The sequence below is a fragment of the Nonomuraea endophytica genome (genome assembly GCF_014203235.1).
In the GTDB taxonomy this organism is placed as follows: domain Bacteria; phylum Actinomycetota; class Actinomycetes; order Streptosporangiales; family Streptosporangiaceae; genus Nonomuraea; species Nonomuraea endophytica.
In genome coordinates this window covers 342,538-363,141 of sequence record NZ_JACHIN010000009.1, presented here as the reverse complement: position 1 = coordinate 363,141, position 20,604 = coordinate 342,538, and the positions used below count along the sequence as shown (strand labels likewise).

The following is a 20,604-nucleotide window of genomic DNA, read 5'->3' as shown; positions in this document are numbered from 1 at the left end:
CTGACCCGCTGGTCCCGGCAGGCCCGCCTTCATTTGAGACTGAGGCAGGCCACGCTGACGACTTTCCGAGACCTCGGAGTCACACCAGAGATCGCTGATGCGCTCGAGACCGAGGGCATCATCCAACCATTCCCGATTCAGGAGATGGCGCTCCCGCTCGCACTGAGCGGCCAGGACGTCATCGGCCAGGCCCGCACGGGCACTGGCAAGACCTACGCGTTCGGCATCGCGATGCTGCAGAGCATCGGCAAGCCGCGCAAGAACCGCAAGAAGCCGCGCGGCCTCGTCGTCGTGCCCACCCGCGAGCTCGCCATCCAGGTCAGCGAAGACCTCGTGACGGCCGCGGGCAAGCTCGGCTCCCGCGTGCTCACCGTTTACGGCGGGCGCGCGTACGAGCCGCAGATCGAGGCCCTTAAGGCCGGCGTCGACGTCATCGTCGGCACCCCCGGCCGTCTGCTCGACCTGGTCAAGCAGAAGCACCTCGACCTCAGCCAGATCGGCTCGCTGGTCCTGGACGAGGCCGACCGCATGCTCGACCTGGGCTTCCTGCCCGACATCGAGCGCATCTTCAAGCTGATCCCGGACGAGCGGCAGACCATGCTGTTCTCCGCCACCATGCCCGGTGAGATCGTCGCCTTGTCGCGCAAGTACCTCAACCGGCCCACCCACGTCCGCGCCGAGCACGACTCCGGCGAGGGCGAGACCACGCCGCAGGTACGCCAGCTCGTCTGGCGCGTGCACCGCATGGACAAGATCGAGATCGTCGCCCGCCTGCTGCAGGCGGACGGCCGCGGTCTGACGATGGTCTTCTGTGAGACCAAGCGCGCCTGTGACATGGTCGCCGAGCAGCTCGACACCCGCGGCTTCGCGGTGGCGGCCGTCCACGGCGACCTGGGCCAGGGCCAGCGCGAGCAGGCGCTGCGCGCCTTCCGCAACGGCAAGATCGACGTCCTGGTGGCCACCGACGTGGCCGCGCGGGGCATCGACATCGACGACGTCACCCACGTGGTCAACTACGACGCCCCCACCGACGACAAGACCTATGTCCACCGTGTCGGCCGCACCGGCCGCGCGGGCAAGACGGGCATCTCGGTCACGTTCGTCGAGTGGGAGGAACTGACCCGCTGGAAGATGATCAACAACATGCTCGGACTCGACTTCGCCGAGCCCGAGGAGTCCTACTCCACCTCGCCCCACGTCTTCACCGAGCTGAGCATCCCCGAGGGCACCAAGGGCGTGCTGCCCCACGCCAGCCGCTCCCGGGCCGGCCTCGCGGCCGAGCAGCTCGAAGACCTGGGCGAGATCGGGAAGTCCCGCCTCAGAAGCCGCCGCAAGGACGACCGCGACGGGCGCAAGGACGAGCGCGAAGAGCGCCCGCCCCGCGCGCCGCGCCAGCGCCGTCGCACGCGTGGCGGCCGCTCGGCGGAGGAGACCACCGAGGTCGCGGAGACCGTGGAGACTGTGCAGATCGTGGAGGGCGAGAGCATGGACAGGCGCCGCCGGCCGCGCAGGAGCGAGGAGACTCCGGCCATCATCTCTCACGACGAGATCGCCGCCGTGGCCGCTGAGCCGGTCGCCGGTGACGTACTCGCCGAGGTGGAGGAGGCCGTCAGGCCCGCTCGCCGTACCCGCGTGAGAGGGGGTGCGGCCGAGGCCATCGGCAGCGCGCTCACCCAGGCCCGCCCCGTCGTGGAGCAGGCGCAAGAGCCCGAGCCGGAGCCCGAGCGGGCACCGGAGCGCGCGCCTGAGCGCGCGCAGGAGGTCCGTGTGGAGCACGAGCGCATCATCCCGCCCAACCCGTTCACGGTGATCTTCCAGTCACCCGACCTGGCCACTGACGAGGACGACATCGCCCCGTCCGCGGCCTCGGAGCGTCAGGCCCAGCGCCGTGGCAACCGCTCCCCGCGTGGTGGCGGCAGCGGCGGCGCCGGCGGCGGGAACCGTCGCCGGGCAGGCTAGCCCCACCGCCGATAGCAGGCGCGCGTCCTTCCGGGACGCGCGCCCTTTTTTGTTTCCGGTACGGCTTACGCCGCCCCTGTAAGAACCGCCCCGCTCCCGTCATTACCCGGTGAACGACGTCGAAAGGGCGCAGGTGCTGGACGAGAAGGAGTTCGCCGCTCTCTACGACGCCACGCACCCCAGGGTGTTCGCCTACGCGGTGAGCCGGTGCGGGCGTCAGCTGGCGGAAGAGGTGGTGAGCGAGACGTTCGCGGTGGCCTGGCGGCGCCGTGCCGACATTCCCCGGCGCGCGGTGCTCCCGTGGCTGCTGGGGGTCGCGCGGAACGTCACCCGCGAGCTCTACCGCGACGAGGTGCGCCAGGCGGCCCTGGAGAACGCGCTGCGCGGCTGGGCCAAGGAGGTCACCGGCGACGTGGCCGAGGAGGTGGCGCGGCGCTCCGCGGTGCTGTCCGCCCTGGTCGCGCTGAGCGACGAGGACAAGGAACTGCTCACGCTCGTCTCCTGGCACGGGTTGTCGTCGGCGCAGGCGGCCCGGGTGGTCGGGTGCTCGGTCTCGGCCTTCTTCGTCCGGCTGCATCGGGCCAGGCGGCGGCTGGAGGCGGCTCTGCTGGTTCCGAAGGAGGAGGAAGCGTGCGGCGGAAGGTGATGCGGACGCTGGCCGAGGCCAGGCCGGACGGACTCGACCCGGTCCCGGGCGGGGTGCGGGCTCCCGGCAGAAGGCGCGGGTCCGGGTGGGTGGCCATGGTGGCGGTCGCGGTGGTGGTGGCCGCTGTGGTGACGGTCCCCAGGCTGTGGATGGACGGGCGCGAGACGACGGCCACGGCGGCGGGGACGCTGGACGTCGCGGCCGAGGCGGCCCGGCGGCAGGTCCCCCTGCCCGAGGGGAACTACTGGAGCGTCACGACGCTGATCTCCGCGGAGGAGAGCGCGGGACGGTACCGGGTCACGGTCACCTCCAAGACGGAGAGGTTCCTGCCCAGGGATCCGGCCGGGTTCCAGTTGCTGGCCATGACCGGCCTGCACACCCGGCCGCTGACCGCGAAGGACGCCGCCGCCTGGCGCGCCGCGGGCTCCCCCCGGCTGTGCGGCGACGACACCGACTGCGAGAACGACGTCTCCCCGGTGGGCCGCCACCGCTACACCGCGATGCCGAGCCTGTGGCCGCTGGACGACAGCGGGCTGACGCTGCCGCTGAGCCGGCTGGTGGAGCTGCCCGTGGAGCCGGCGGCGCTGCGGGAGCGGCTGCTCGCCCTCTGGCCCGCCTACCAGGAGAGGATGAAGGACTGGCCGCCCGCTCCGAAGGGCGCCGCGCTGCCGACCAGGGACACGTGGTTGTGGTCGCTGTCGCTGGACCTGCTGGCGACGCCGGTCTCCGGCGGGACGCGGGCGGCGCTGTACCAGATGCTGGAGGACCTGCCCGGCGTGCGCGGGCTCGGCCGCGTCACCGACGCCGGCGGCCGGCCGGGAGCGGCGATCGCGATGGGCGGTGAGCAGCTCGTCGTCTCCGAGGAGACCGGGCAGGTGCTCGCCCGGCAGGATGCCGCGGCGTCCGGGCGCGTGGTCAACGCCGTGCTGTTCCAGGGGGCCAAGTGGGTCGGCAAGCTGCCGCGGTTGCCCAAGGGATGCCCGAAGGTGCCGGTCCGCGACACGGACTGCGTCGGGTGACGCGCATGACCGGTCGGGGTCTCAACCTTGCTCATACCTCGCAACTCCCCAGAACTCGCACCGGCGTACCGGGTTAGCCGGTGTCGTCGCCTTGACCTCTGGGTATTGTTGCCCCACGTGAGTACGCCGCGATTCCTGAACCTGCCACCTGGCGTCGCCCCGCAGCGCATCGAGACGCCGCTGGGGGCGTTCGCGGCCCTGGAGGCCCTGCCGGTGAGCGGCGTGGTGGAGCGCTGGCCCGCGATGCTGGTGCCGGGGCTGACCGGGAGCAAGGAAGACTTCATCGCGGTCATGCAGACGCTGGCGCAGTCGGGCCGCCGGGTGCTGGCGATCGACCTTCGCGGGCAGTACGAGACGCCCGGCCCCGACGACCCCGAGGCCTACACCTGCGGCGCGCTGGGCGCCGACGTGGACGCGATCGCGCAGGTGATCGGCCACGGCGAGCCGGTCCACCTGGTCGGCCACTCCTTCGGCGGGCTGGTGGCGCGCGAGGCGGTGATCGACGGGCGGACCAAGTTCGCCTCGTTCACGCTCATGAGCTCGGGCCCCTCGGCGATCACCGGGCAGCGCGCCCACAACGGCCGCAAGATCATGAAGGAGCTTCCGGAGCACGGTCTCGAACACGTCTGGCACACCAGGATCGAACCCGAGGCGCTGGCCAACGGCGTTCCCGACGAGATCGTGACGTTCCTGCGCAAGCGGCTGCTGGCCAACTCGCCGACGGGCCTGGCCAGGATGGCCGAGGAGGTGCTGTCCATGCACGACCGCACCGAGGAGCTCCGCCAGATCGAGGTGCCGACCCTCGTGCTGTTCGGCGAACACGACGACGGCTGGCCCGCCGACGTCCAGCGCCACATGGCGGCCCGGCTCGGCGCGGAGCGCATGGTGGTGCCGGGCGCGGTCCACTCCCCCGCCGTGGAGGCCCCGGAGACGACCGCGCAGGCGCTCGTGAGGTTCTGGAACGCCGCCGAGTCGGCATCTTGGACATAGGATCCAATGCCATGTAATTATCTACTTACTATGGCGAGCATCGATGAGATCGTCGTCCAGCGGCCGCAGAGCGCCACCTGGCAGGTCCACCTCGACCGGTGCATGTGGGTGGGCGGCGTACGCGGGCTCATGCTCCAGGCCCTCCACCCGCTGGCCATGCGCGGCGTCTGGCAGAACTCCAACTTCCAGGAGGACCCCTTCGGCCGCCTGCGCCGCACCGCGGACTTCGTCGGCCGCACCACCTTCGGCACCCCGGCCGAGGCCGAGGCGATCGGCCGCCGCGTGCGCGACATCCACCGCTCGCTGCGCATCGCCCACGAGGGCCGCACCCACCGCGTGGACGACCCCGAACTGCTGCTCTGGGTGCACTGCGCGGAGGTCTCGTCCTACCTGGAGGTGGTACGGCGGGGCGGCCTCGCCCTGACCGACCGCCAGGCCGACCAATATCTCCACGAGCAGCGCAGGAGCGCCGCCTATGTCGGCCTGCACCCAGAGGACGTGCCCGGCTCGCAGGCGGAGATGGCCGACTACTTCAAGGAGATCCGCCCCAAGCTGCGGGTGATCGACGAGTCGGCCGCCACCGTACGCTTCCTGCTCTGGCCCCGGCTGCCGAAGGAGATGCGGATGCTGTCGCCGGGCAAACCGGTCTACTTCCCCTTCGGCGCCCTGTGCTACTACACGCTGCCATCGTGGGCGCGGGGCATGTACCGCGCGCTGCCCGAGGCACCGCAGGCGGCGGTGACCGCGGGGCTGCGGGCGTTCAGCCTGGCCGCGAACGCGTTGCCGGAGCCGGTGCACGACCGCGCGTTCATGCCGTCGACCCGGCGGATGCTGACCGCCTCGCGCGACCGGCTCGGCGTGCTCGGCTACGACGTGCGCAAGGGGCTCAAGGGCCTCACGGATCCACGACGCTGGGCGGCCGCTTGAGCTCCCGGTAGACGAACGGCTTCTCCTTGACGCTCTCCCTGGCGCTCAGCCGGGTGATCAGGTGGTGGTCGGGCGAGAGGCCGCAGGCCGGGTCGGTCTTGGCGGCGTCGCCGGTCAGCGCGTACGTCTGGCAGCGGCAGCCGCCGAAGTCGAGCTCCTTGCGCGGGCAGCTCGCGCACGGCTCGGCCATCCAGGCGGTGCCACGGTAGGCGTTGAACGCGGCGGAGTGCTCCCAGATCCAGCTCAGGGCGTGCTCGCGGACGTTGGGCAGGTCGAGCGGCAGATCGTAGGCTGCAGGACAGGGCAGAACCCGCCCGTCGGGCGCCACGGTGATCGAGATCGCCCCCCACCCGCCCATGCAGGGCTTGGGCACCCCGTCGAAGTAATCCGGGATAACCCAGATCAGCTCAACGCCCGTCTTTTCCCGATATTTCGTGACTATCGACTCGGCGCGGGAAAGCTGCTCCCTCGTCGGCAAGAGCGCCTCCCTGTTGAGCAGCCCCCACCCGTAGAACTGCGTGTTGGCCAACTCGATCCGCTCCGCGCCCCACGCTATGCCCAGCTCGATCAGATCCTCGATCCGGTCGAGGTTGTGCCGGTGCAGCACCACGTTGACGCCCAGCGGCAGCCCGGCCTCCACCACGGCCGCCGCCGCCAGCTCCTTGGCCATGAAGCTCCTGCGCCCGGCGATCCGGTCGGACTCGGCCGGCTCGGCCGCCTGCACCGACAGTTGCACGCTGTGCAGCCCCGCCTCGACCAGCTCGGCCACCCGCCGCCCGGCCAGCCCGACACCGCTGGTGACCAGCTGAGTGAACACCCCGGCCCCGCGCGCCGCCCCGACGATCTCCACCAGGTCCCGCCGCAGCAGCGGCTCGCCGCCGGACAGGTGCGCGTGCACGACCCCCAGGGCCGCGGCCTCCTCGAACACCCGGGCCCACTCCCCGGTGTCCAGCTCCGCCGCCCTGGCCACCAGCTCGGTGGGGTTGGAACAGTACGGACACCGCAACGGACACCCGTGGGTCAGCTCCGCCAGCATCGCCCAGGGCGGGGCCACCGCGTGGGAGGAGGGCTGGGTCATTGGAGCCATCCCTCGGCGTGCACCCTGTCCAGGAACTCGGTCACATCCTCCCCCGCCTCCACCGGAAACTCCGCGACGATCTCCGCCACGGTCCGCTTGCCGTCGCACAGGCCGACGATCTCGGCCGCCTCGTCGTTCAGCACCACGATCCGTTCGGGCACGATGAGCAGTTCGGCCTGCCGTACCGGACAATGGCGCAGCATGGCCGAGCGGGACAGGGCGGGACGCCAGTCGGTCATCGGTAAGCTCCGTCCACCGCGTCCAGGAGTGCCCACAGGACGTCGCACTTGAAGCGCAGTGCCGCGACCGCCCTTTCCTCGTCCGTACGGCTCCGCGCCCAGCCGAGCACCAATGCCAGGGCTTCCCCGCTGTCCTGGCGGCCCTGCCGGACCCGGATCTGGAAGTAGCGCAGGCCCTCGGCGTCGATCCACGGGTAGTGCTTCTCGAAGGCGGCGATCCTGGTGCGCATCAGGTCGGGCGCGAACAGTTCGGTCAACGACGCGGCGACCGCCTCCAGCAGGCTGCCGTGGCGGCACAGGTTGACGTAGCCGTCGACGGCGAGCCGTACCCCCGGAAGGACGCCTTCGCCCGACAGCAGCTCCTTGCGGTCGAGTCCGGCCGCCTCGCCCAGACGGAGCCAGCGTTCGATCCCGCCTTCGCCGGGAGCCTTGCCGTCGTGGTCCTGGATACGGCGCAGCCACGTGCGGCGCAGGTCCGAGGTGGGCAGCTTGGCGAGGATGTGCGCGTCTTTGATGGGGATGTGGCGCTGGTAGTGGAAACGGTTCAGGATCCAGCCCCGCAGCTCCTCCCGGGACAGCTCGCCCGCGTGCATCCGCAGATTGAACGGGTGCAGGTGGTGGTAGCGCTGCTCGGGCACCGCCCGGAGCTCGGCCTCGAAGGGGTTCACAGCTCGATCACCATTCCGTCGGCGGCCACCTCGACGCCCAGCTCGGCCAGCACCTTGTGGTGGAGCGCGTCCGGGTCGACGAGGGGGTTGGTGTTGTTGAGATGGGTGTACAGGCAGCGGCCGGGCAGCGCGGCGAGGCGTTCCATGGTCTCCTCGATCGGGAGGTGCCCCATGCCGGTCGCCGTTTGGCTGGATATGCCGGTACGGCGCGGCTCCTCGTCGTCCCAGAACGTACCATCGATGATCACGCAGTCGGCGTCCCTGAACGCGGTGTGCAGCTCCGGTGTCCACACTCCCATCGCGGGCGCGTACACGACGGTCGACCTGCCGTCGGTGAACCTCAGCGCCGAGACCCACGCGCCGTCCGCCTCCTCAGCGTTAGCGGTGGCGGTGGCGGCGTAGCGGGGGCGTTTCGCGGAGACCGGGATCGGTTCGGCGACCGTGTCCATGGGGTGCCAGCGGATCGGGGCATAGGGGCGCAGGATCTCCTCGAACGGGCGCAGCGCCTGCCGTACCGGGAGGGTGGCGGCGACGTCCAGGGAGGCGGCCTCACGCAGCCGCAGCAGCCCGAGGGTGTGGTCGAGCTCGGCGTCGGTGAGCACCACGAGCGGCGCGTGGTCGCGGTCGGGCGGCAGCCAGGGGCAGTCCTCGACCTGCGCGGCGATGTCCGGGGTGGCGTTGACGACGGCGACACGGCCGGGGAGCTGGATGGCCAGGCTGGCGTGACGGCGGCGCCAGGCGGGGTGTGCGCGTGCCCCGGCGCAACCGGGACACGCGCAGTTCCACTGGGGTACGCCGCCGCCCGCCGCGGTGCCGAGCACCTGCAGGCGCATGGCGTCCGGTTACCTGGTGGCGAGGAAGTAAGCGGACATCTCCATCGACGCTTCGACGACCTGGTAGTCGGGCTTGTGCCAGGTGGTCTCCTCGCCGCGGGTGCGGACCTTCTTGGAGTGGGTCCTCGGCGGCTGCTTCTTGCCGGGGTCCTTGGGCTGAGCCATGTGCACCTGCCTTCCGTGCGAAACGGGGGGTTACCCACGATCTGACTTCGGCAGAGGCGTTCCGTCAATCCCTGTGATCGGATCTATCGCCCGAAATTTCACCCGATCCCGCCAAAAGGGCCCCCACACGCGGCCATCATCGGATGTCTACCCTGCCCGATCATGTGGCTGTCGCAGCCCTCCAGAGCCGCCACGCCGTGGCCTGGTCACCGAAGCAGCCCGTCTCAACCGCAGCACACGGACCCGGACGGGCGCACGGCCTTCCCTGCTCCCCCGGCATGGGGCGCGTGCGACGCCCGTCGCGTTCCCACACCCCTGGGTCACCGCCAGAGGCCGCGCCTGGGCCGGCGGCTGTGGGGAGGGTCAGTCGGCGAGGCCGTCCCAGGGGCGGCGGTCCTGGGCTGCTGCCTGGCCCTCGGGGCAGTGGCGGCGGAAGTCGCACCAGCCGCAGATCGGTCCCGGGCTGGGCGCGAACAGGTCGTCCAGTTCCGCCGACACCGCCGTCGCCTGGCCGCCGGTGACGGGCTGGAGCGGGCCCTCGGACTGGGGTTGCGGGGCCCTGGGAGCGGTACGGCCGGCCGTACCGGCACCAGAGCCGGAACGCGGCGCCGGAACGTCGGAAAGGGCCGCACGGTAGCGCTCGTCGGCGTCGGCGGCCTCCACGGCCATCTCCTCGGCCCGCGACAGGTGGCGACGCAGGGTGTCGTCCGTGTGGCGCCACTCGACGATCTCGCCGGTCGGCAGGTGGTGGAGTTCGACCGAGTAGCACGGGGTGCGCATCATCCTGGACGCCGCGATCGCGTAGATGGCCAGCGCGAGCGAGGACCGCGCGTCGTCCTGGGTGAGGGGCCGGCGGCCGGTCTTGTAGTCGACCACGACGAGTTCGTCGCCGCGCCGGTCAAGCCGGTCGATCCGGCCGGAGACGGCGATGACCTTGGTCCGCGTGGCGACGGTGCGCTCAACCCCCACCGGATCATCCGATGGGTCCAGTGTGGCGACATATCCGGAAACGAGGTCGCGGGCCCGGCCGAGCCACTGCGCCGACTGCTCGCCGTCCCTGAAACCCTCGGTGATCCACCCGTTGGTGAGCAGGATGGCCGCCGTCAGCGGCGTCCTCCGCTCGTACGGCTCCCGCCACCACCCCGCCAAAGCGTTGTGCACGCTGGCGCCCACGGAGTTGTGCGCCCACGCGGGCCCCTTGGCGGGCTGCGGCCGGTCAAGATAGGTGAACCGGTAGCGCCGCCGGCAGTCGAGCCACGTGTTGAGCCGCGACGGCGTGCACGAGTAGAGCCGCCGCGGCATACCTTCCAGCGGAAGCTGGTCGTACGCGCTCACTTGTCCGGGTTGAGCTTGATCCCGGCGATCTTGGACGCGTCGGTCAGCGGCCCCTCGGGCGCCGCCTCGGTCTCGACCCGCGTGAGCGAGCCGGAGACCCAGTCGTCGAAGTGGGGCTCCAGGTCGCCGACGGTGACCTCGTCACCGTGGTTGGCCAGGATGCGCGTGGCATGCGGCAGCGTGAACAGCCGCCCGCCGATCGCGGTCAGCTGGTCGGCCAGCCGTGGGTACTCCCCTGCCAGCTTGCCGGGGCCGTCGGCCTGCAGCGACTTGCCGGTGAAGACCACTTCGAGCGCCTCGCAGTAGAGCGAGACGCCGCCGGGGGTGACGCCGGGCGTCTCCATGACGTCGAGCTGGACGTCGGCGACACCGAAGATGCCGTCGTCCTCCATGTCGATGTCCGGCCAGGTCTCCGACCAGGTCTCCCGCCACAGCGGCTTGTCCTTGGGGTGCAGCGCGACGACGGCCTCGTCTCTGCTGGCCACCTCGATCGCCGCGCCGACGTGGTCGGGCAGGCCGTGCGTGCAGATGACGGCGAGCACCTCCCGTTCGCCGACCTGCTCGAGAATCTTCTCCGCGTCCCGTGCCGGGTCGACGACGATCACCTCGTCGTCGTCACCCACGATCCACGTGTTGTTCTCGACCTTGTACTCCACGCCGTCGACGTCGACGACGCCCTCGGTCACCACTCGCTCGATACGCGCTGTCACGCCACGAACAATACTGAGTTTTCTTCCAGTACGCCGTGTCCCGCCTGTTCGGATCTCCTGTCAAGCCAGCAATGCCCTGATCGCGTTGATGATGAGCTGCACCGCCAGCGCCGACAGCAGCAGGCCGGCGATCCTGGTCACCAGCTCCACGCCGTTCTCCTTGATGACGCGGATGATGCTCACCGAGAACCGCATGAACACCCACAGCACCAGGTGCACCGCCGCGATCGCCAGCCCGAGCGCGAGGATCCCGCCCGGCCGGCCGCCCGCCTGCTGGGCGAAGACGATGGTCGCCACGATCGCGCCGGGCCCGGCCAGCAGCGGCGTGCCCAGCGGCACGAGCGCCACGTTGACGTTCGAGCGCATGCTCTCGCTCGACGGCTGGGAGACTCCGCGCAGCAGTTCCAGGGCGACCAGGAGGAGCAACAGCCCGCCGGCGATCTGCATGGCGGCGACCTCGACGTGCAGGTACGCCAGGATCGCCTGCCCGAACACGGCGAAGACCACGATCAGGCAGAAGGCGGTCACCGCTGCCTGCCAGGCGATGCGGCGGCGCTCCAGCGGGGAACGTCCGCTGGTGTAGGCGAGGAAGAGCGGGATCACGCCGGGCGGGTCCATGATGACGAACATCGTCACGAACGCCTCGACGAAGAACCTGGTGCCGGACACCGCGCCCCCAACTGCCGGTTGGGGGAAGTGCTGCCGATCTTAGTCGGCCAGACGCGGGGAGAAAGCACCGAAGGGCAGGTCGAGGTCATGCTCGCGCAGGTCGCGCAGGCTGAGTTGCAGCAGCGCGATCAGGCAGCCTGCCTCCGCGGGCCAGGCGATGGTCCACAGCCAGTTGCCCATGGCCTCACCGGCGTAGACGGCCCGGTCGGCGGCGCCGTTCACGCACCAGAGGGCGCTGGGATGGCCGAGCACGTCGATCTTGGCGTTCGGCGGGCCGGAGTCGAAGCCCTCGCCCGGGTCGGGGCCGTCGAGGCCGGCGAAGGCGGCGCCCAGGCCCACTCCGGGTTCCTCGGCGATGACCAGCAGGTCGGCGGGGCCGCTCGTCACCGACGGACCGCCGAGCGCCACGACGCTGGCCCGCCCGCCGCTCCGGTCGTCACCCGCCTCGGCGAACCCCGTGACCAGCCACCCGGGCGGCAACGGCCACGGCAGCCACACCGGCACCCTGGATGACTTGCGCAGTTCGTCCACCGCGCCGGCGGACGGCTGCCACGGCGGCTGGTAGGGCAGGACGTCCCCGTGCGCGGCGCACCGCCAGGCGCTCGACCACACACTGGGCGCATGAAGCGGGCCAAAACACCGTGGACACGTTGGAGCCGCTCTCACAGCTACCCACGGTGCGTCGTCGGGCACGGTCCAGTCAAGAGCACAGCCCGTTATCCCGTCGTAATCTTGATGTTGTGCGGGTAAATTGTGTAGGAGCGATAGTTTTCGATGAGTTTGGCCGCCTGCTGCTCATCCAGCGCGGGCACCCACCGGGCGAAGGCCTGTGGTCGTTGCCCGGCGGCCGCGTGGACCCCGGCGAGACCGACCACGACGCCCTCATCCGCGAGATCCGCGAGGAAACCGGCCTCATCATCACCCCAGGCCCGCTGACCGGCGCCGTCGACCGTCCAGGCCCGGGGCAGACCGTCTACGAGATCCGCGACTACCTCGCCACCCCCACCGGCGGCGAACTCACCCCCGGCGACGACGCCAAGGACGCCCGCTGGTGCACCGCCGCCGACCTCGCCGCCCTCCCGCTGACCGACGGCCTGCTGGCCACCCTGACCTCGTGGAACGTCCTGCCCCGATGACCTAACCGGCCAGCCGGAACGTCCACAGGGTCAGGTGGTCGGCCGTGTACGTGGTCGAGCGGCCCAACGCCACCACCTGGGCGCCGCTGGTCGTCACCGCCGCCAGCCACTGCATGCCCTCGCCCAGCAGCCGAGGGTCCTTGAGATCCTGCCTGGCCCAGGTCTGCCCGTCGGCCGAGATCCACGCGGCGCTGTCGGCCCCGCCGGGCTGACCGTGCCAGCCCACGGCCACCAGACCGTTCTCACCGGCCGCCAGGTCGTGGACCGCCGCCGCCCGCTCGGCCGGCAGCCACGCGTACCGCCAGCTCGTCCCGCCATCCTCCGAGGAGGCGGCGAACGCCTTGGACGTCCCGCCGAGCTGCGCCGTACCGGTCGCCACCAGCATGTCGCCGAAGGCCACCACCTGCCGCAGCCCCGCCGAGGCGGCCTCCGGCGGCGACGGGCGCTTGCGCGGGGTCCAGTTGAGCCCGTCCTTGGACGTCCAGACGACCGCGCTCTCCTGCTCGCCGGTGCCCGAGCTGCCCACGGCCGCGTAGCCGTCCGGGGTGGCCGCCAGGTCGAAGATGCGGACCCCGGCGCCGCCCTGGGGCAGCTTCTGGCTCCTGGTGAACTTGCGCAGGTCGGGCGTGAACCAGATGGCCACACCCGCCGAGCTGGGTCCGCGGTCCTCGCCGGCCAGGATGTAGCCCCGGTCGTCGGCGGCGACCGACTGCACGTCCAGGTAGTCGTGGCCGTCGGCCCTGGCGGGCGCGGGCGCCTGCTTCCAGGTACGGCCGTCGGCGCTGGTCACGATCAGCGGGTCGGTGGCGGAGGTGCCCGACTCGGTGGCTCCGGCGGCCAGCCAGCCGCGCCGGCCGTACACGACGTCGTTGAGCATCTGACGGCGTGGGCCGCCGAGGCTCGTGGAGGTCCAGTTCTGCCAGTCCTTGCTGGTCCAGACGCCGGCGTCGCCCGAGGCCGCGCCGACCGCGACGTACTGGCCCTTCGCGGCGGCCAGGCGGGTCGTCTCACGGGCGATCCGCGACAACCCCTCGATCCCGGACAGGGGTACGCGCGCCGCGCTGCCCTTGGCCGGGGCCGACATCAGCACGAGCTGGTTGCCCACGTCCGCGGCCGCCTGGTCGCCGCCGCCGAACAGAAGCCCGGTGTCGGTCATGGTGAAGCCGCGCAGCGAGGCGCCCGCCAGGTTGCCCAGGTCGGCGCGCTTGGTCCAGGTGCGGCCGTTGGTGGTGGCCAGCACCGTGTACTTGTCCGGCCCGTCGGGGCTGACCGCCGCGACGCCGCCGCCGTAGGAGATGGTGGTCTCGACGCCCGGACTGCGGCCGCCGAGGTTGATCGTGCCGCACTGGCCCCAGTCGGCGCCGCTGGGCGAGCAGTAGACCCGCACCTCGCCGCCGACCGGCGGGCGCCTGATCGGCACCAGCACGAACTGCTTGGCCAGCACCGCCAGCGAGCCCGCCCTCGGCTCCGCCTCGGGAAGCTGGAAGCCGGTCGCCTGCCAGGTGAGCCCGCCGTCCACCGAGCGCACGACGCGCGAGCCCTCACCCTGCGTCGGCTGCGCGAGCGCCAGCACGACGTCGCCGCGCGCCACGACCGCGCGGAACTCTCCCGCCTCAAGCCCGCGCAGGTCCACGCGCTGCCAGGTCCTCCCGTCCGGCGACTGCCACGCCGCGGGCCCGGTCGAGCCGTCCTCTCTCGCGGAACGGCCGGCCGCCACGAACCCGGATGCCGTACGCGCGATGTCGTGGACGTAGTCGCCCTTCCTGAAGGCGTTGCCCAGGGTCGCGGGCTCGACGGTGGTCCAGGCGGCGCCGTCGGTGCTGGTCCACAGGCCGTGCTCGACGCCGGTCTCGTCGCCGCCCGCGGCCAGCCAGCGGCCCGCGCCGCCGGCGACCCGGGTGGCGGTGGCGCTGGTGGACGCGCCGACGGTGCCGAGCCGCCAGCTCTTGCCGCTGTCCTGCGAGTACAGGAACAGCGGGCGCGGCGTCGGGCTCGTCGTGTCGCTGCCGACGGCCACGACCGTCTTGCCGGCCGAGGTCATGGCGTTGAGCTTCTGGTTGGAGCCGTCGCCCGCGCCGGCCACCGTGAACACCTCGTCGCCCGAACGTCCAGCCGCCGCCTCCAGCCGCAGGCCCCTCTGGGAGCCAGGACCGCTGGAGCTCCACCAGCGCCAGCCGAGTATGCCCGCGCTCAGGGCCACGGCCAGGGCGAGCACGAACGCCACCGGCCCGAGCACCCGCCGGCGTCGCCGTAACGGGCCGGCCCTGCGGAGCGCGGCGGGCGCCTGGCCACGGTGATGCCGTCCCTGCCGGTCGGGGCCGCTGGCCACGAGCAGATCGGGCCGCGTGGGCCGCCCCGCCGGAGGCCGCCCGACCCGGCGTACCGGCTCATCCTGACCCCGCGTCGCGCGCTCGTCCTCGGCCGGCGGGTCGTCTTCCGCCGTCGCGCGGTACCCGGGCACGTCCTCGCCGCTCCACCGGGCTACCTCGTCCTCGGCGCTGCCCCTCCAGGCGGGCGGCACCACGCCCTCCCGCTCGGGTGGAGGCTCGGTCGGCCGCAGGTTCTGGTACGGCTGCGCCCCGCGCCGCACACCCGGCTGGGTCGCCTCACCCGTGTCCCATTCGGACGACGTCACGACCTCGGCCTCTTCGGGCGTCCCTACCACGGATGGGTCTGGCATCCCCGGCTCCGGTGCGTCCTGCGGGGTGGGGAGGGGGCGGGGTGGGCCGGAGGCGACGAGTTTGTCCGGGTGGTTGACGATGCGGCGGGGGCGGCGGCGGGGCTGGGCCTCCGGTTCCGCGGTGGGTGAGCTGTAGGGCCGGCGGCCCTTCGGGGGTTCGGGGGGTTCGTCCTCGGGAGTGGGCGAGGCGAAGGGAGGCAGCCCCCAGGGCGAGGCGAGCGGCACGCCGCGGGCCCGGTCGTCGGTGGGGCCCGGTGGAGTGTGCCGGATCCTCGGCTCCTCCGGAGGGCGCGGCTCGTCGTCGTCCGGCGAGTGCCGGGGCGGTTCGCTGGGGCCGGAGGCCACGCGTAGCACCTCCTAGTCGGGGGTTCCGGACCGTTCCAGTTATGCCGTCCTCATTGACTGCCTATGTCGGCATAAAAACCGATCTAGCGCACGCAGGTACTTCTACCCCATCCCACAGAGATGATCACCTCCGGAATCCCTCGACACCCACGCATTCCAGAGCAACACGCCCAGCCCGGATTGGCGAGACCTCTCTAGTGAGATTCATAGCACCACTTTGCGATTTATCCCGAAAAAGCGTTGACTGACCGCTTTCGGGATAGGAACAGCACCCCCAGCGTGTACACGCTCAACTGCACCACCGTCCCCGCCAGCGCCTGCCAGGGCACCGCCCCCTGCTCAAGCGCCTTGTCCAGCTCCCCCGCAGCAGCGCTGACCCCGAACGCCAGCACGTTGTTGACCACGTGCATCGCGATCGGCGCCTCCAGCCCCCCGGTACGAACCGCCAGGAACCCGGTCACCACCCCGAAGCTGAACACGTCGATCAGCCCCACCCACGTGTAACCGTGCAGCGAGGCGAACAACACCGACCCGATGACGATCCCCCACCACGGGTTGTTCAGCCGCGCCCCGAACGCCTGCAGCAACCACCCGCGGAACATGTACTCCTCGGTGGCCGCCTGGAACGGCACCAGCAGCAGAATGATCACCAGCGCCGGGATGAACCCGCTCCACCCGGCCCACGCGAAGACCTCGTCCGTCCCCTCGCCGGTCACCACGAACACCGCGAGCTGGGCCAGCTGCCCCAGGATCAGCGCCAGGATCGCCACGCCGCCGCACATGAGCATCCACGACCACCGCAACCGGCCGGCGACCGAGGAGAGCGTGCCGGGTCTGCGGCGTTGGATGAGCGCCGCCGTACCGTAGACGATCGGGAGCACGGCGGCGATCGACAGCAGCAGGAACACCAGCCCGAACAGCGGATCGCCGAAAAGCTGGTCCGGCTTCGTCGGCTGGGGCATCCCGAGGATCAGCGACAGGACCGTGCCCGCCAGCAGGACGATCAGCCCCACCAGGAAGAACGCGACGCCGACCACGACCGTGCCGACGATCGGGCGCCAGAGCTCGTTGGCGCCGTTGCGGGCCAGGTGGTCGTAGCGGGCGCCGCTGGGAGTGGGCAGGAACCAGGGCTGCCGCGGCGCGGGCGGCGGATAGGGACCCGGCTGCGGGTGGGGCTGGCCGTACGGAATCTGGTTCTCCTGCATTCCATCATTCTGTCCGGCGGGTGAGCATTAGTTCACAGACGGGCTGCCGAAACGCGCGGATTCTTGAGTGCGTAGGACGTTTCGACCCTGGGAGCCATGTCATGTCAAGGCTGGGACCTGTCATCACCCTGGCGGCGGGCGCGGTGCTCTTCGCCGGGCTCGGTGTCGCCAGCGTAACCGCGACCCCGGTGGCCCAAGAGACCGCCGCGGCCGCTTCGACGGCGCCGACCACCAGCGCGGCCACCGAGCCGCCACCCCCGACGGAAACCGCGACCGCCAAGCCCACTCCGGTACGCGCCGACTACGCCACCCGCGTCAAGGGCGGCCTTCTCGCCATCTCTGTCCGCAACGGCAAGGCCATCGCCTACTTCTGCGACGGCAGGACCGAGGCCTGGTTCAAGGGCGAGGCCGCCGACGGCGCGGTCGAGCTCGAAGGCTTCGGCGAGGCCAACGTCACCGCCGCGCTCGGCGGCGGCAAGGCCGCGGGCGAACTGGCCCTCGGCGGCAAGACCTGGGACTTCTCCGCGCCACTGGTGAAGAAGCCCTCCGGCCTCTACCGCGCGACAGCGGTGGTCAGGGGCGCGCAGGTCAAGGCCGGTTGGATCATGCTGCGGAGGCCGGACGGCAACGGCTTCTACCAGGTGGGCATGGCCGCGGAAGGGGAGAAGAAGTCCCCCGCTCCGACCCTCGACACCACGCGACCCAACGCCCCGGTGCGACTGGGCGACACCACGCTCTACCCGCAGGACATCGAGGAGATCTCATGACCGCCGTCGAGCCCCGCCGCGGCGGCCTCACTCCGCTGCTCGTCCCCCTGCTGCTCGGCGGCCTCGTCATGGTCGCACTCGGCGTGTACGGCAGGGCCCACACCCCGACCGGCTTCGCGGTGGGCCCGGCCGGGTTCTCCGGCGCGCTGGCGATGAAGTCCTGGCTGACGACCGGCGCGTTCGTGCTGGCCTTCGTTCAGGTGATCTCAGCGCTGTCCATGTGGGGCAAGATCAAGATCCGGATCCACCCGGCCGTGCACCGCTGGTCGGGCCGGCTCGCGTTCGTCCTGACCATCCCGGTGGCCTTCCACTGCCTCTACGCGCTCGGCCTGCAGTACGACGTGCCCAGAGTCATGATCCACTCACTGCTGGGCTGCTTCTTCTACGGCGTCCTCACCGCGAAGCTGCTCGCTCTCCCCAAACGCGGCCTGCCCGGCTGGACCCTCCCGGTCCTGGGCGGCCTGGTCTTCACCGCGCTGGTCGGCCTCTGGCTCACCTCGTCGTTCTGGTTCTTCACCACGATCGGCGTCAAGGTGTGAAGGTCGTGGTACGGCGCAGCCCCGCGGCCCGTCCCTTGGCCGCCACGACCAGCGCCATCTTCCGCGAGGCCTCGTCGATCATCTCGTCACCCAGCATGACCGCGCCGCGCCGTTCCACGGTGGTGTAGTACTCGTACGCCTCCAGGATCAGCTCGGCGTGGTCGTAGTCCTCCTGCGCCGGCGAGAACACCTCGTTGGCCGCCTCGACCTGCAGCGGGTGCAGCACCCACTTGCCGTCGAAGCCCAGCGCCGCCGCCCTGCGCGCGATCCGCCGATAGCCCTCGACATCCTTGATCTGCAGGTACGGCCCGTCGATGACCTGCAGATCATGCGTCCTCGCGGCCATCAGCATGCGCATGAGGATGTAGTGGTAGGCGTCGCCCTCGGTGTAGCCGGGCGGCTGCTCCCCCACCACCAGCGTGCGCATGTTGATCGAGGCCATGAAGTCGGCCGGCCCGAACACCAGCGTCTCCAGCCGCTTGGACGATCCGGCGATGGCGTCCACGTTCACCAGGCCGCGGGCGTTCTCGATCTGCGCCTCGATGCCGATGCGGCCGACCTCGTACCCCATCGTCTTCTCTATCTGGGTCAGCAACGTGTCCAGCCAGACGACCTCGGTCGAGTCCTGCACCTTGGGCAGGATGATCCCGTCCAGGAACTCGCCCGCGCCCTCGACCACCTCGATCACGTCCCGGTACGTCCACATCGTGGTCAGGTCGTTGACCCGCACCGTACGCACCTTGCCGCTCCAGTCGCCCTCACGCAGCGCGGCCACGATGTTCTTGCGCGCCTCGGGCTTGGCCGCGGGGGCGACCGAGTCCTCCAGGTCGAGGAAGACCGCGTCAGCGGGGAGCGTCTGGGCCTTCTCCAGGAAGCGGGGGTTGCTGCCGGGCACCGCCAGTACCGAACGACGTGATCGCATGCGCACACGGTAATGGGTGCGGTGCGGGCTGGACAGGAGGGGTCCTGTCTATGGCGGCCATCGTTTCTTTGTCGGTCTCCGCTGTACGGATCCTCTAACGGCGTCTGCCAACAATGGGTGCCGAACGCTAGCAAAGGGAGTGAATCACCGATGGCATCCGCCTCTTCCGCCGCCGCCGAGCGGCCCGCCGTACTGTCCGACCTGTTGCCTGGCGCGCGCGTGCGCGACCTCGCCCTGATCGTCGGCGGCGCGGCGCTGACCGGCCTGGCCGCCCAGGTCAGCTTCCCCATCCCCGGCTCTCCGGTGCCGGTCTCGGGCCAGACGTTCGCCGCGCTGCTCGTGGGCGCGTCGCTCGGCATGAACAGGGCCGCGCTCAGCATGCTGCTCTACCTCGCTGTGGGGCTGGCCGGCGTGCCCTGGTTCGCCGACGGCAACACCGCGTGGACCGGCGGCGGCCTGGTGCCGTCGTTCGGCTACGTGATCGGCTTCGTCGCGGCCGGCGTCCTGGTCGGCCACCTCGCCGCCCGGGGCGGCGACCGCACCCCGCTCCGCACCGTCGGCACCATGATCCTCGGCAACCTCGCCATCTACGCCTTCGGCCTGCCCGTCCTCATGGCCATCACCGGCATGGACCTCGGCCGGGCGGTGGCGGTGGGCATCGTCCCGTTCCTCGTCGGCGACGCCCTCAAGATCGCCCTCGCGGCCGGCCTGCTTCCTGCCGCCTGGAAGCTGGCAAGCCGTTGATCCACGGCTAAAGTCGAGGCGTGACCGTCATCGAAGAAGGCGCGAAGAAGTCCGGCGTCCTCTGGCTCACCCTCGACCGCCCGCGCCTGGCCTGGCACACCCTGTACGAAGGCGCCGTCTACCTGGTGACCGGAGGCGGCGAGCAGGAGCTGCCCGGCCTGGCCGAGCGCTCCGAAGTCCATGTGACGTTGCGCAGCAAGGACAACGGGGCCCGGCTGGTGGAGTTCGACGCGCCGGTGACCGTGGTCGACCCGGCGACGGAGCCCGAGGCGGTGGCCGCCCTGGCCAAGGACCGCCTCAACGCCCCCGACACCGAACACCTCACCGACCGCTGGGCCCGGGAGTCCACCGTCATCCGCATAACCCTGCCCTGAGGCGCGATCAGGCCGCGAGCCTGCGTACCCGCAGCACGTTGTCGGTGCGGGTGCCAGGCTCCCCGTCGGGGCTGTTCTGGCTGCGCTCGAACTCCCCGCTACGCTCCAGCACCCACTCACCCTCGGCGAGCCCGAGCGAGTCGTACACCTCCTGAGGAGACGGGAGGTGCACGTCGTGCGGCGGCGTGTGCTGCCAGGTGGCCCACCCCGAGTGCCCGAGCACCAGCAGCACCCCGCCCGGCGCCACCGCCGCCGCGGCGGCCCGCAGAATCGCCTCCCGGGACATCTCGACCGTGCTGTGCAGGTACGCCGCCGAGACCAGGTCGAACTCCCCCTCCGGGAAGCTCTCCCCGAGCTGATGCCACTGAAGGTCGACCAGATCGGCCACCCCGGCCTCCTTGGCATGCTCCCCGGCCCGCTCCAGCGCCACCCGAGAGACGTCCACCCCCGTCACCCGCCAGCCCCTCCGGGCCAGCCAGACGACGTCTCCGCCCTCGCCACACCCCAGATCGAGCGCCCGCCCGGGGACCATCCCCTCGACCTCGGTCACCAGCATCGTGTTGGGCTCACCGCTCCAGATGCGCGTGCTCTCGCTGTAGCGGGCATCCCAGAATTCCTCGTGTTCGCTCACACCCGCACTATTCGCCGCCCACC

At 71.3% G+C, this 20,604-nt stretch carries 23 protein-coding genes; 10 read left to right on the top strand and 13 right to left on the bottom strand.

Going from position 1 to position 20,604, the window contains the following annotated elements:
* The first annotated feature begins 144 nt into the window (after positions 1–144).
* The 5 genes from HNR40_RS32180 (at position 145) to HNR40_RS32160 (ending at position 5,541) form a co-directional block, all read left to right on the top strand.
* Positions 145–1,959: a DEAD/DEAH box helicase gene (locus tag HNR40_RS32180; RefSeq protein WP_221341074.1), complete on the top strand. Its 1,815-nt coding sequence runs from the start codon at positions 145–147 to the stop codon at positions 1,957–1,959.
* Between the two features lie 109 nt (positions 1,960–2,068).
* A complete protein-coding gene (locus HNR40_RS32175; protein ID WP_312896597.1) occupies positions 2,069–2,605 on the top strand; it encodes an RNA polymerase sigma factor in 537 nt (178 codons plus the stop codon).
* A complete protein-coding gene (locus tag HNR40_RS32170) occupies positions 2,590–3,624 on the top strand; it encodes a hypothetical protein (RefSeq protein ID WP_184967966.1) in 1,035 nt (344 codons plus the stop codon). Before HNR40_RS32175 ends, HNR40_RS32170 begins: the two co-directional genes overlap by 16 nt.
* A gap of 117 nt (positions 3,625–3,741) precedes the next feature.
* Positions 3,742–4,614 carry an alpha/beta fold hydrolase gene (locus HNR40_RS32165; protein WP_184967964.1) on the top strand — a complete coding sequence of 291 codons (873 nt, stop codon included), beginning with the start codon at positions 3,742–3,744 and terminating at the stop codon, positions 4,612–4,614.
* A gap of 30 nt (positions 4,615–4,644) precedes the next feature.
* The gene (locus HNR40_RS32160) at positions 4,645–5,541 is read left to right on the top strand and encodes an oxygenase MpaB family protein (protein WP_184967963.1); all 897 of its coding nucleotides are present in this window, start codon (positions 4,645–4,647) and stop codon (positions 5,539–5,541) included.
* On the opposite strand, the gene pqqE is transcribed toward HNR40_RS32160, so the two are convergent.
* The 9 genes from pqqE to HNR40_RS32115 form a co-directional block, all read right to left on the bottom strand.
* On the bottom strand, positions 5,510–6,619 hold the full coding sequence (pqqE, locus tag HNR40_RS32155; RefSeq protein WP_184967961.1) for a pyrroloquinoline quinone biosynthesis protein PqqE: 1,110 nt from the start codon (positions 6,617–6,619) through the stop codon (positions 5,510–5,512). The genes HNR40_RS32160 and pqqE overlap by 32 nt on opposite strands.
* A complete protein-coding gene (gene pqqD / locus HNR40_RS32150; protein ID WP_184967959.1) occupies positions 6,616–6,858 on the bottom strand; it encodes a pyrroloquinoline quinone biosynthesis peptide chaperone PqqD in 243 nt (80 codons plus the stop codon). Before pqqD ends, pqqE begins: the two co-directional genes overlap by 4 nt.
* Positions 6,855–7,526, bottom strand: a complete 672-nt coding sequence (gene pqqC / locus HNR40_RS32145) for a pyrroloquinoline-quinone synthase PqqC (RefSeq protein ID WP_184967957.1) — start codon at positions 7,524–7,526, stop codon at positions 6,855–6,857. Before pqqC ends, pqqD begins: the two co-directional genes overlap by 4 nt.
* Positions 7,523–8,359, bottom strand: coding sequence for a pyrroloquinoline quinone biosynthesis protein PqqB (gene pqqB, locus HNR40_RS32140; protein WP_184967955.1), 837 nt, complete (start codon positions 8,357–8,359; stop codon positions 7,523–7,525). Before pqqB ends, pqqC begins: the two co-directional genes overlap by 4 nt.
* A gap of 9 nt (positions 8,360–8,368) precedes the next feature.
* The gene (locus tag HNR40_RS32135; protein ID WP_184967953.1) at positions 8,369–8,524 is read right to left on the bottom strand and encodes a pyrroloquinoline quinone precursor peptide PqqA; all 156 of its coding nucleotides are present in this window, start codon (positions 8,522–8,524) and stop codon (positions 8,369–8,371) included.
* A 363-nt stretch (positions 8,525–8,887) separates the two neighbouring features.
* Positions 8,888–9,859 (bottom strand): RecB family exonuclease, encoded by a 972-nt coding sequence (locus tag HNR40_RS32130; protein WP_312896596.1) that lies wholly within the window; start codon positions 9,857–9,859, stop codon positions 8,888–8,890.
* Positions 9,856–10,569, bottom strand: coding sequence for an MBL fold metallo-hydrolase (locus HNR40_RS32125; RefSeq protein WP_184967951.1), 714 nt, complete (start codon positions 10,567–10,569; stop codon positions 9,856–9,858). Before HNR40_RS32125 ends, HNR40_RS32130 begins: the two co-directional genes overlap by 4 nt.
* A 60-nt stretch (positions 10,570–10,629) precedes the next feature.
* Positions 10,630–11,238: a MarC family protein gene (locus tag HNR40_RS32120; RefSeq protein ID WP_184967949.1), complete on the bottom strand. Its 609-nt coding sequence runs from the start codon at positions 11,236–11,238 to the stop codon at positions 10,630–10,632.
* 39 nt (positions 11,239–11,277) lie between these two features.
* The gene (locus tag HNR40_RS32115; protein ID WP_184967947.1) at positions 11,278–11,904 is read right to left on the bottom strand and encodes a DUF6758 family protein; all 627 of its coding nucleotides are present in this window, start codon (positions 11,902–11,904) and stop codon (positions 11,278–11,280) included.
* 74 nt (positions 11,905–11,978) lie between these two features.
* Between HNR40_RS32115 and HNR40_RS57445 the strand changes: the two genes are divergently transcribed.
* Positions 11,979–12,374 (top strand): NUDIX hydrolase, encoded by a 396-nt coding sequence (locus HNR40_RS57445; RefSeq protein ID WP_184967945.1) that lies wholly within the window; start codon positions 11,979–11,981, stop codon positions 12,372–12,374.
* Between the two features lies 1 nt (position 12,375).
* On the opposite strand, the gene HNR40_RS32105 is transcribed toward HNR40_RS57445, so the two are convergent.
* The gene (locus HNR40_RS32105; RefSeq protein ID WP_184967943.1) at positions 12,376–15,399 is read right to left on the bottom strand and encodes a beta propeller repeat protein; all 3,024 of its coding nucleotides are present in this window, start codon (positions 15,397–15,399) and stop codon (positions 12,376–12,378) included.
* Between the two features lie 224 nt (positions 15,400–15,623).
* Complete coding sequence (locus HNR40_RS32100) at positions 15,624–16,604, bottom strand: CPBP family intramembrane glutamic endopeptidase (RefSeq protein ID WP_184967941.1); 981 nt, start codon at positions 16,602–16,604, stop codon at positions 15,624–15,626.
* Between the two features lie 101 nt (positions 16,605–16,705).
* On the opposite strand from HNR40_RS32100, the gene HNR40_RS32095 reads away from it, so the two are divergent.
* Both HNR40_RS32095 and HNR40_RS32090 read left to right on the top strand, forming a co-directional pair.
* Complete coding sequence (locus HNR40_RS32095) at positions 16,706–17,371, top strand: hypothetical protein (protein ID WP_184967938.1); 666 nt, start codon at positions 16,706–16,708, stop codon at positions 17,369–17,371.
* A complete protein-coding gene (locus HNR40_RS32090; protein ID WP_184967936.1) occupies positions 17,368–17,910 on the top strand; it encodes a DUF6529 family protein in 543 nt (180 codons plus the stop codon). The genes HNR40_RS32095 and HNR40_RS32090 overlap by 4 nt, the downstream gene beginning before the upstream one ends.
* Here the strand turns inward: HNR40_RS32090 and HNR40_RS32085 are convergent.
* Positions 17,900–18,832 (bottom strand): HpcH/HpaI aldolase/citrate lyase family protein, encoded by a 933-nt coding sequence (locus HNR40_RS32085; RefSeq protein ID WP_184967934.1) that lies wholly within the window; start codon positions 18,830–18,832, stop codon positions 17,900–17,902. The two genes, HNR40_RS32090 and HNR40_RS32085, sit on opposite strands and share 11 nt — an antisense overlap.
* A 150-nt stretch (positions 18,833–18,982) precedes the next feature.
* Here HNR40_RS32085 and HNR40_RS32080 point away from each other — a divergent pair, with 150 nt between their 5' ends.
* Both HNR40_RS32080 and HNR40_RS32075 read left to right on the top strand, forming a co-directional pair.
* A complete protein-coding gene (locus tag HNR40_RS32080) occupies positions 18,983–19,576 on the top strand; it encodes a biotin transporter BioY (protein ID WP_184967932.1) in 594 nt (197 codons plus the stop codon).
* 20 nt (positions 19,577–19,596) lie between these two features.
* Entirely contained in the window at positions 19,597–19,950 is a 354-nt protein-coding gene (locus HNR40_RS32075) for a hypothetical protein (RefSeq protein WP_184967930.1), read from the top strand.
* Positions 19,951–19,957: 7 nt separating this feature from the next.
* Here HNR40_RS32075 and HNR40_RS32070 read toward each other — a convergent pair whose 3' ends face one another.
* On the bottom strand, positions 19,958–20,581 hold the full coding sequence (locus HNR40_RS32070; RefSeq protein WP_184967928.1) for a class I SAM-dependent methyltransferase: 624 nt from the start codon (positions 20,579–20,581) through the stop codon (positions 19,958–19,960).
* Positions 20,582–20,604 lie beyond the last annotated feature (23 nt).

Bases quoted from the DNA above. Each gene is read 5' to 3' on its own strand.
- HNR40_RS32180 (WP_221341074.1), top strand. From the start codon at position 145: ATGGCGCTCCCGCTCGCACTGAGCGGCCAGGACGTCATCGGCCAGGCC.
- HNR40_RS32160 (WP_184967963.1), top strand. From the start codon at position 4,645: ATGGCGAGCATCGATGAGATCGTCGTCCAGCGGCCGCAGAGCGCCACC.
- pqqE (WP_184967961.1), bottom strand. From the start codon at position 6,619: ATGACCCAGCCCTCCTCCCACGCGGTGGCCCCGCCCTGGGCGATGCTG.
- pqqD (WP_184967959.1), bottom strand. From the start codon at position 6,858: ATGACCGACTGGCGTCCCGCCCTGTCCCGCTCGGCCATGCTGCGCCAT.
- pqqB (WP_184967955.1), bottom strand. From the start codon at position 8,359: ATGCGCCTGCAGGTGCTCGGCACCGCGGCGGGCGGCGGCGTACCCCAG.
- HNR40_RS32135 (WP_184967953.1), bottom strand. From the start codon at position 8,524: ATGGCTCAGCCCAAGGACCCCGGCAAGAAGCAGCCGCCGAGGACCCAC.
- HNR40_RS32100 (WP_184967941.1), bottom strand. From the start codon at position 16,604: ATGCAGGAGAACCAGATTCCGTACGGCCAGCCCCACCCGCAGCCGGGT.
- HNR40_RS32095 (WP_184967938.1), top strand. From the start codon at position 16,706: ATGTCAAGGCTGGGACCTGTCATCACCCTGGCGGCGGGCGCGGTGCTC.
- HNR40_RS32090 (WP_184967936.1), top strand. From the start codon at position 17,368: ATGACCGCCGTCGAGCCCCGCCGCGGCGGCCTCACTCCGCTGCTCGTC.
- HNR40_RS32085 (WP_184967934.1), bottom strand. From the start codon at position 18,832: ATGCGATCACGTCGTTCGGTACTGGCGGTGCCCGGCAGCAACCCCCGC.
- HNR40_RS32080 (WP_184967932.1), top strand. From the start codon at position 18,983: ATGGCATCCGCCTCTTCCGCCGCCGCCGAGCGGCCCGCCGTACTGTCC.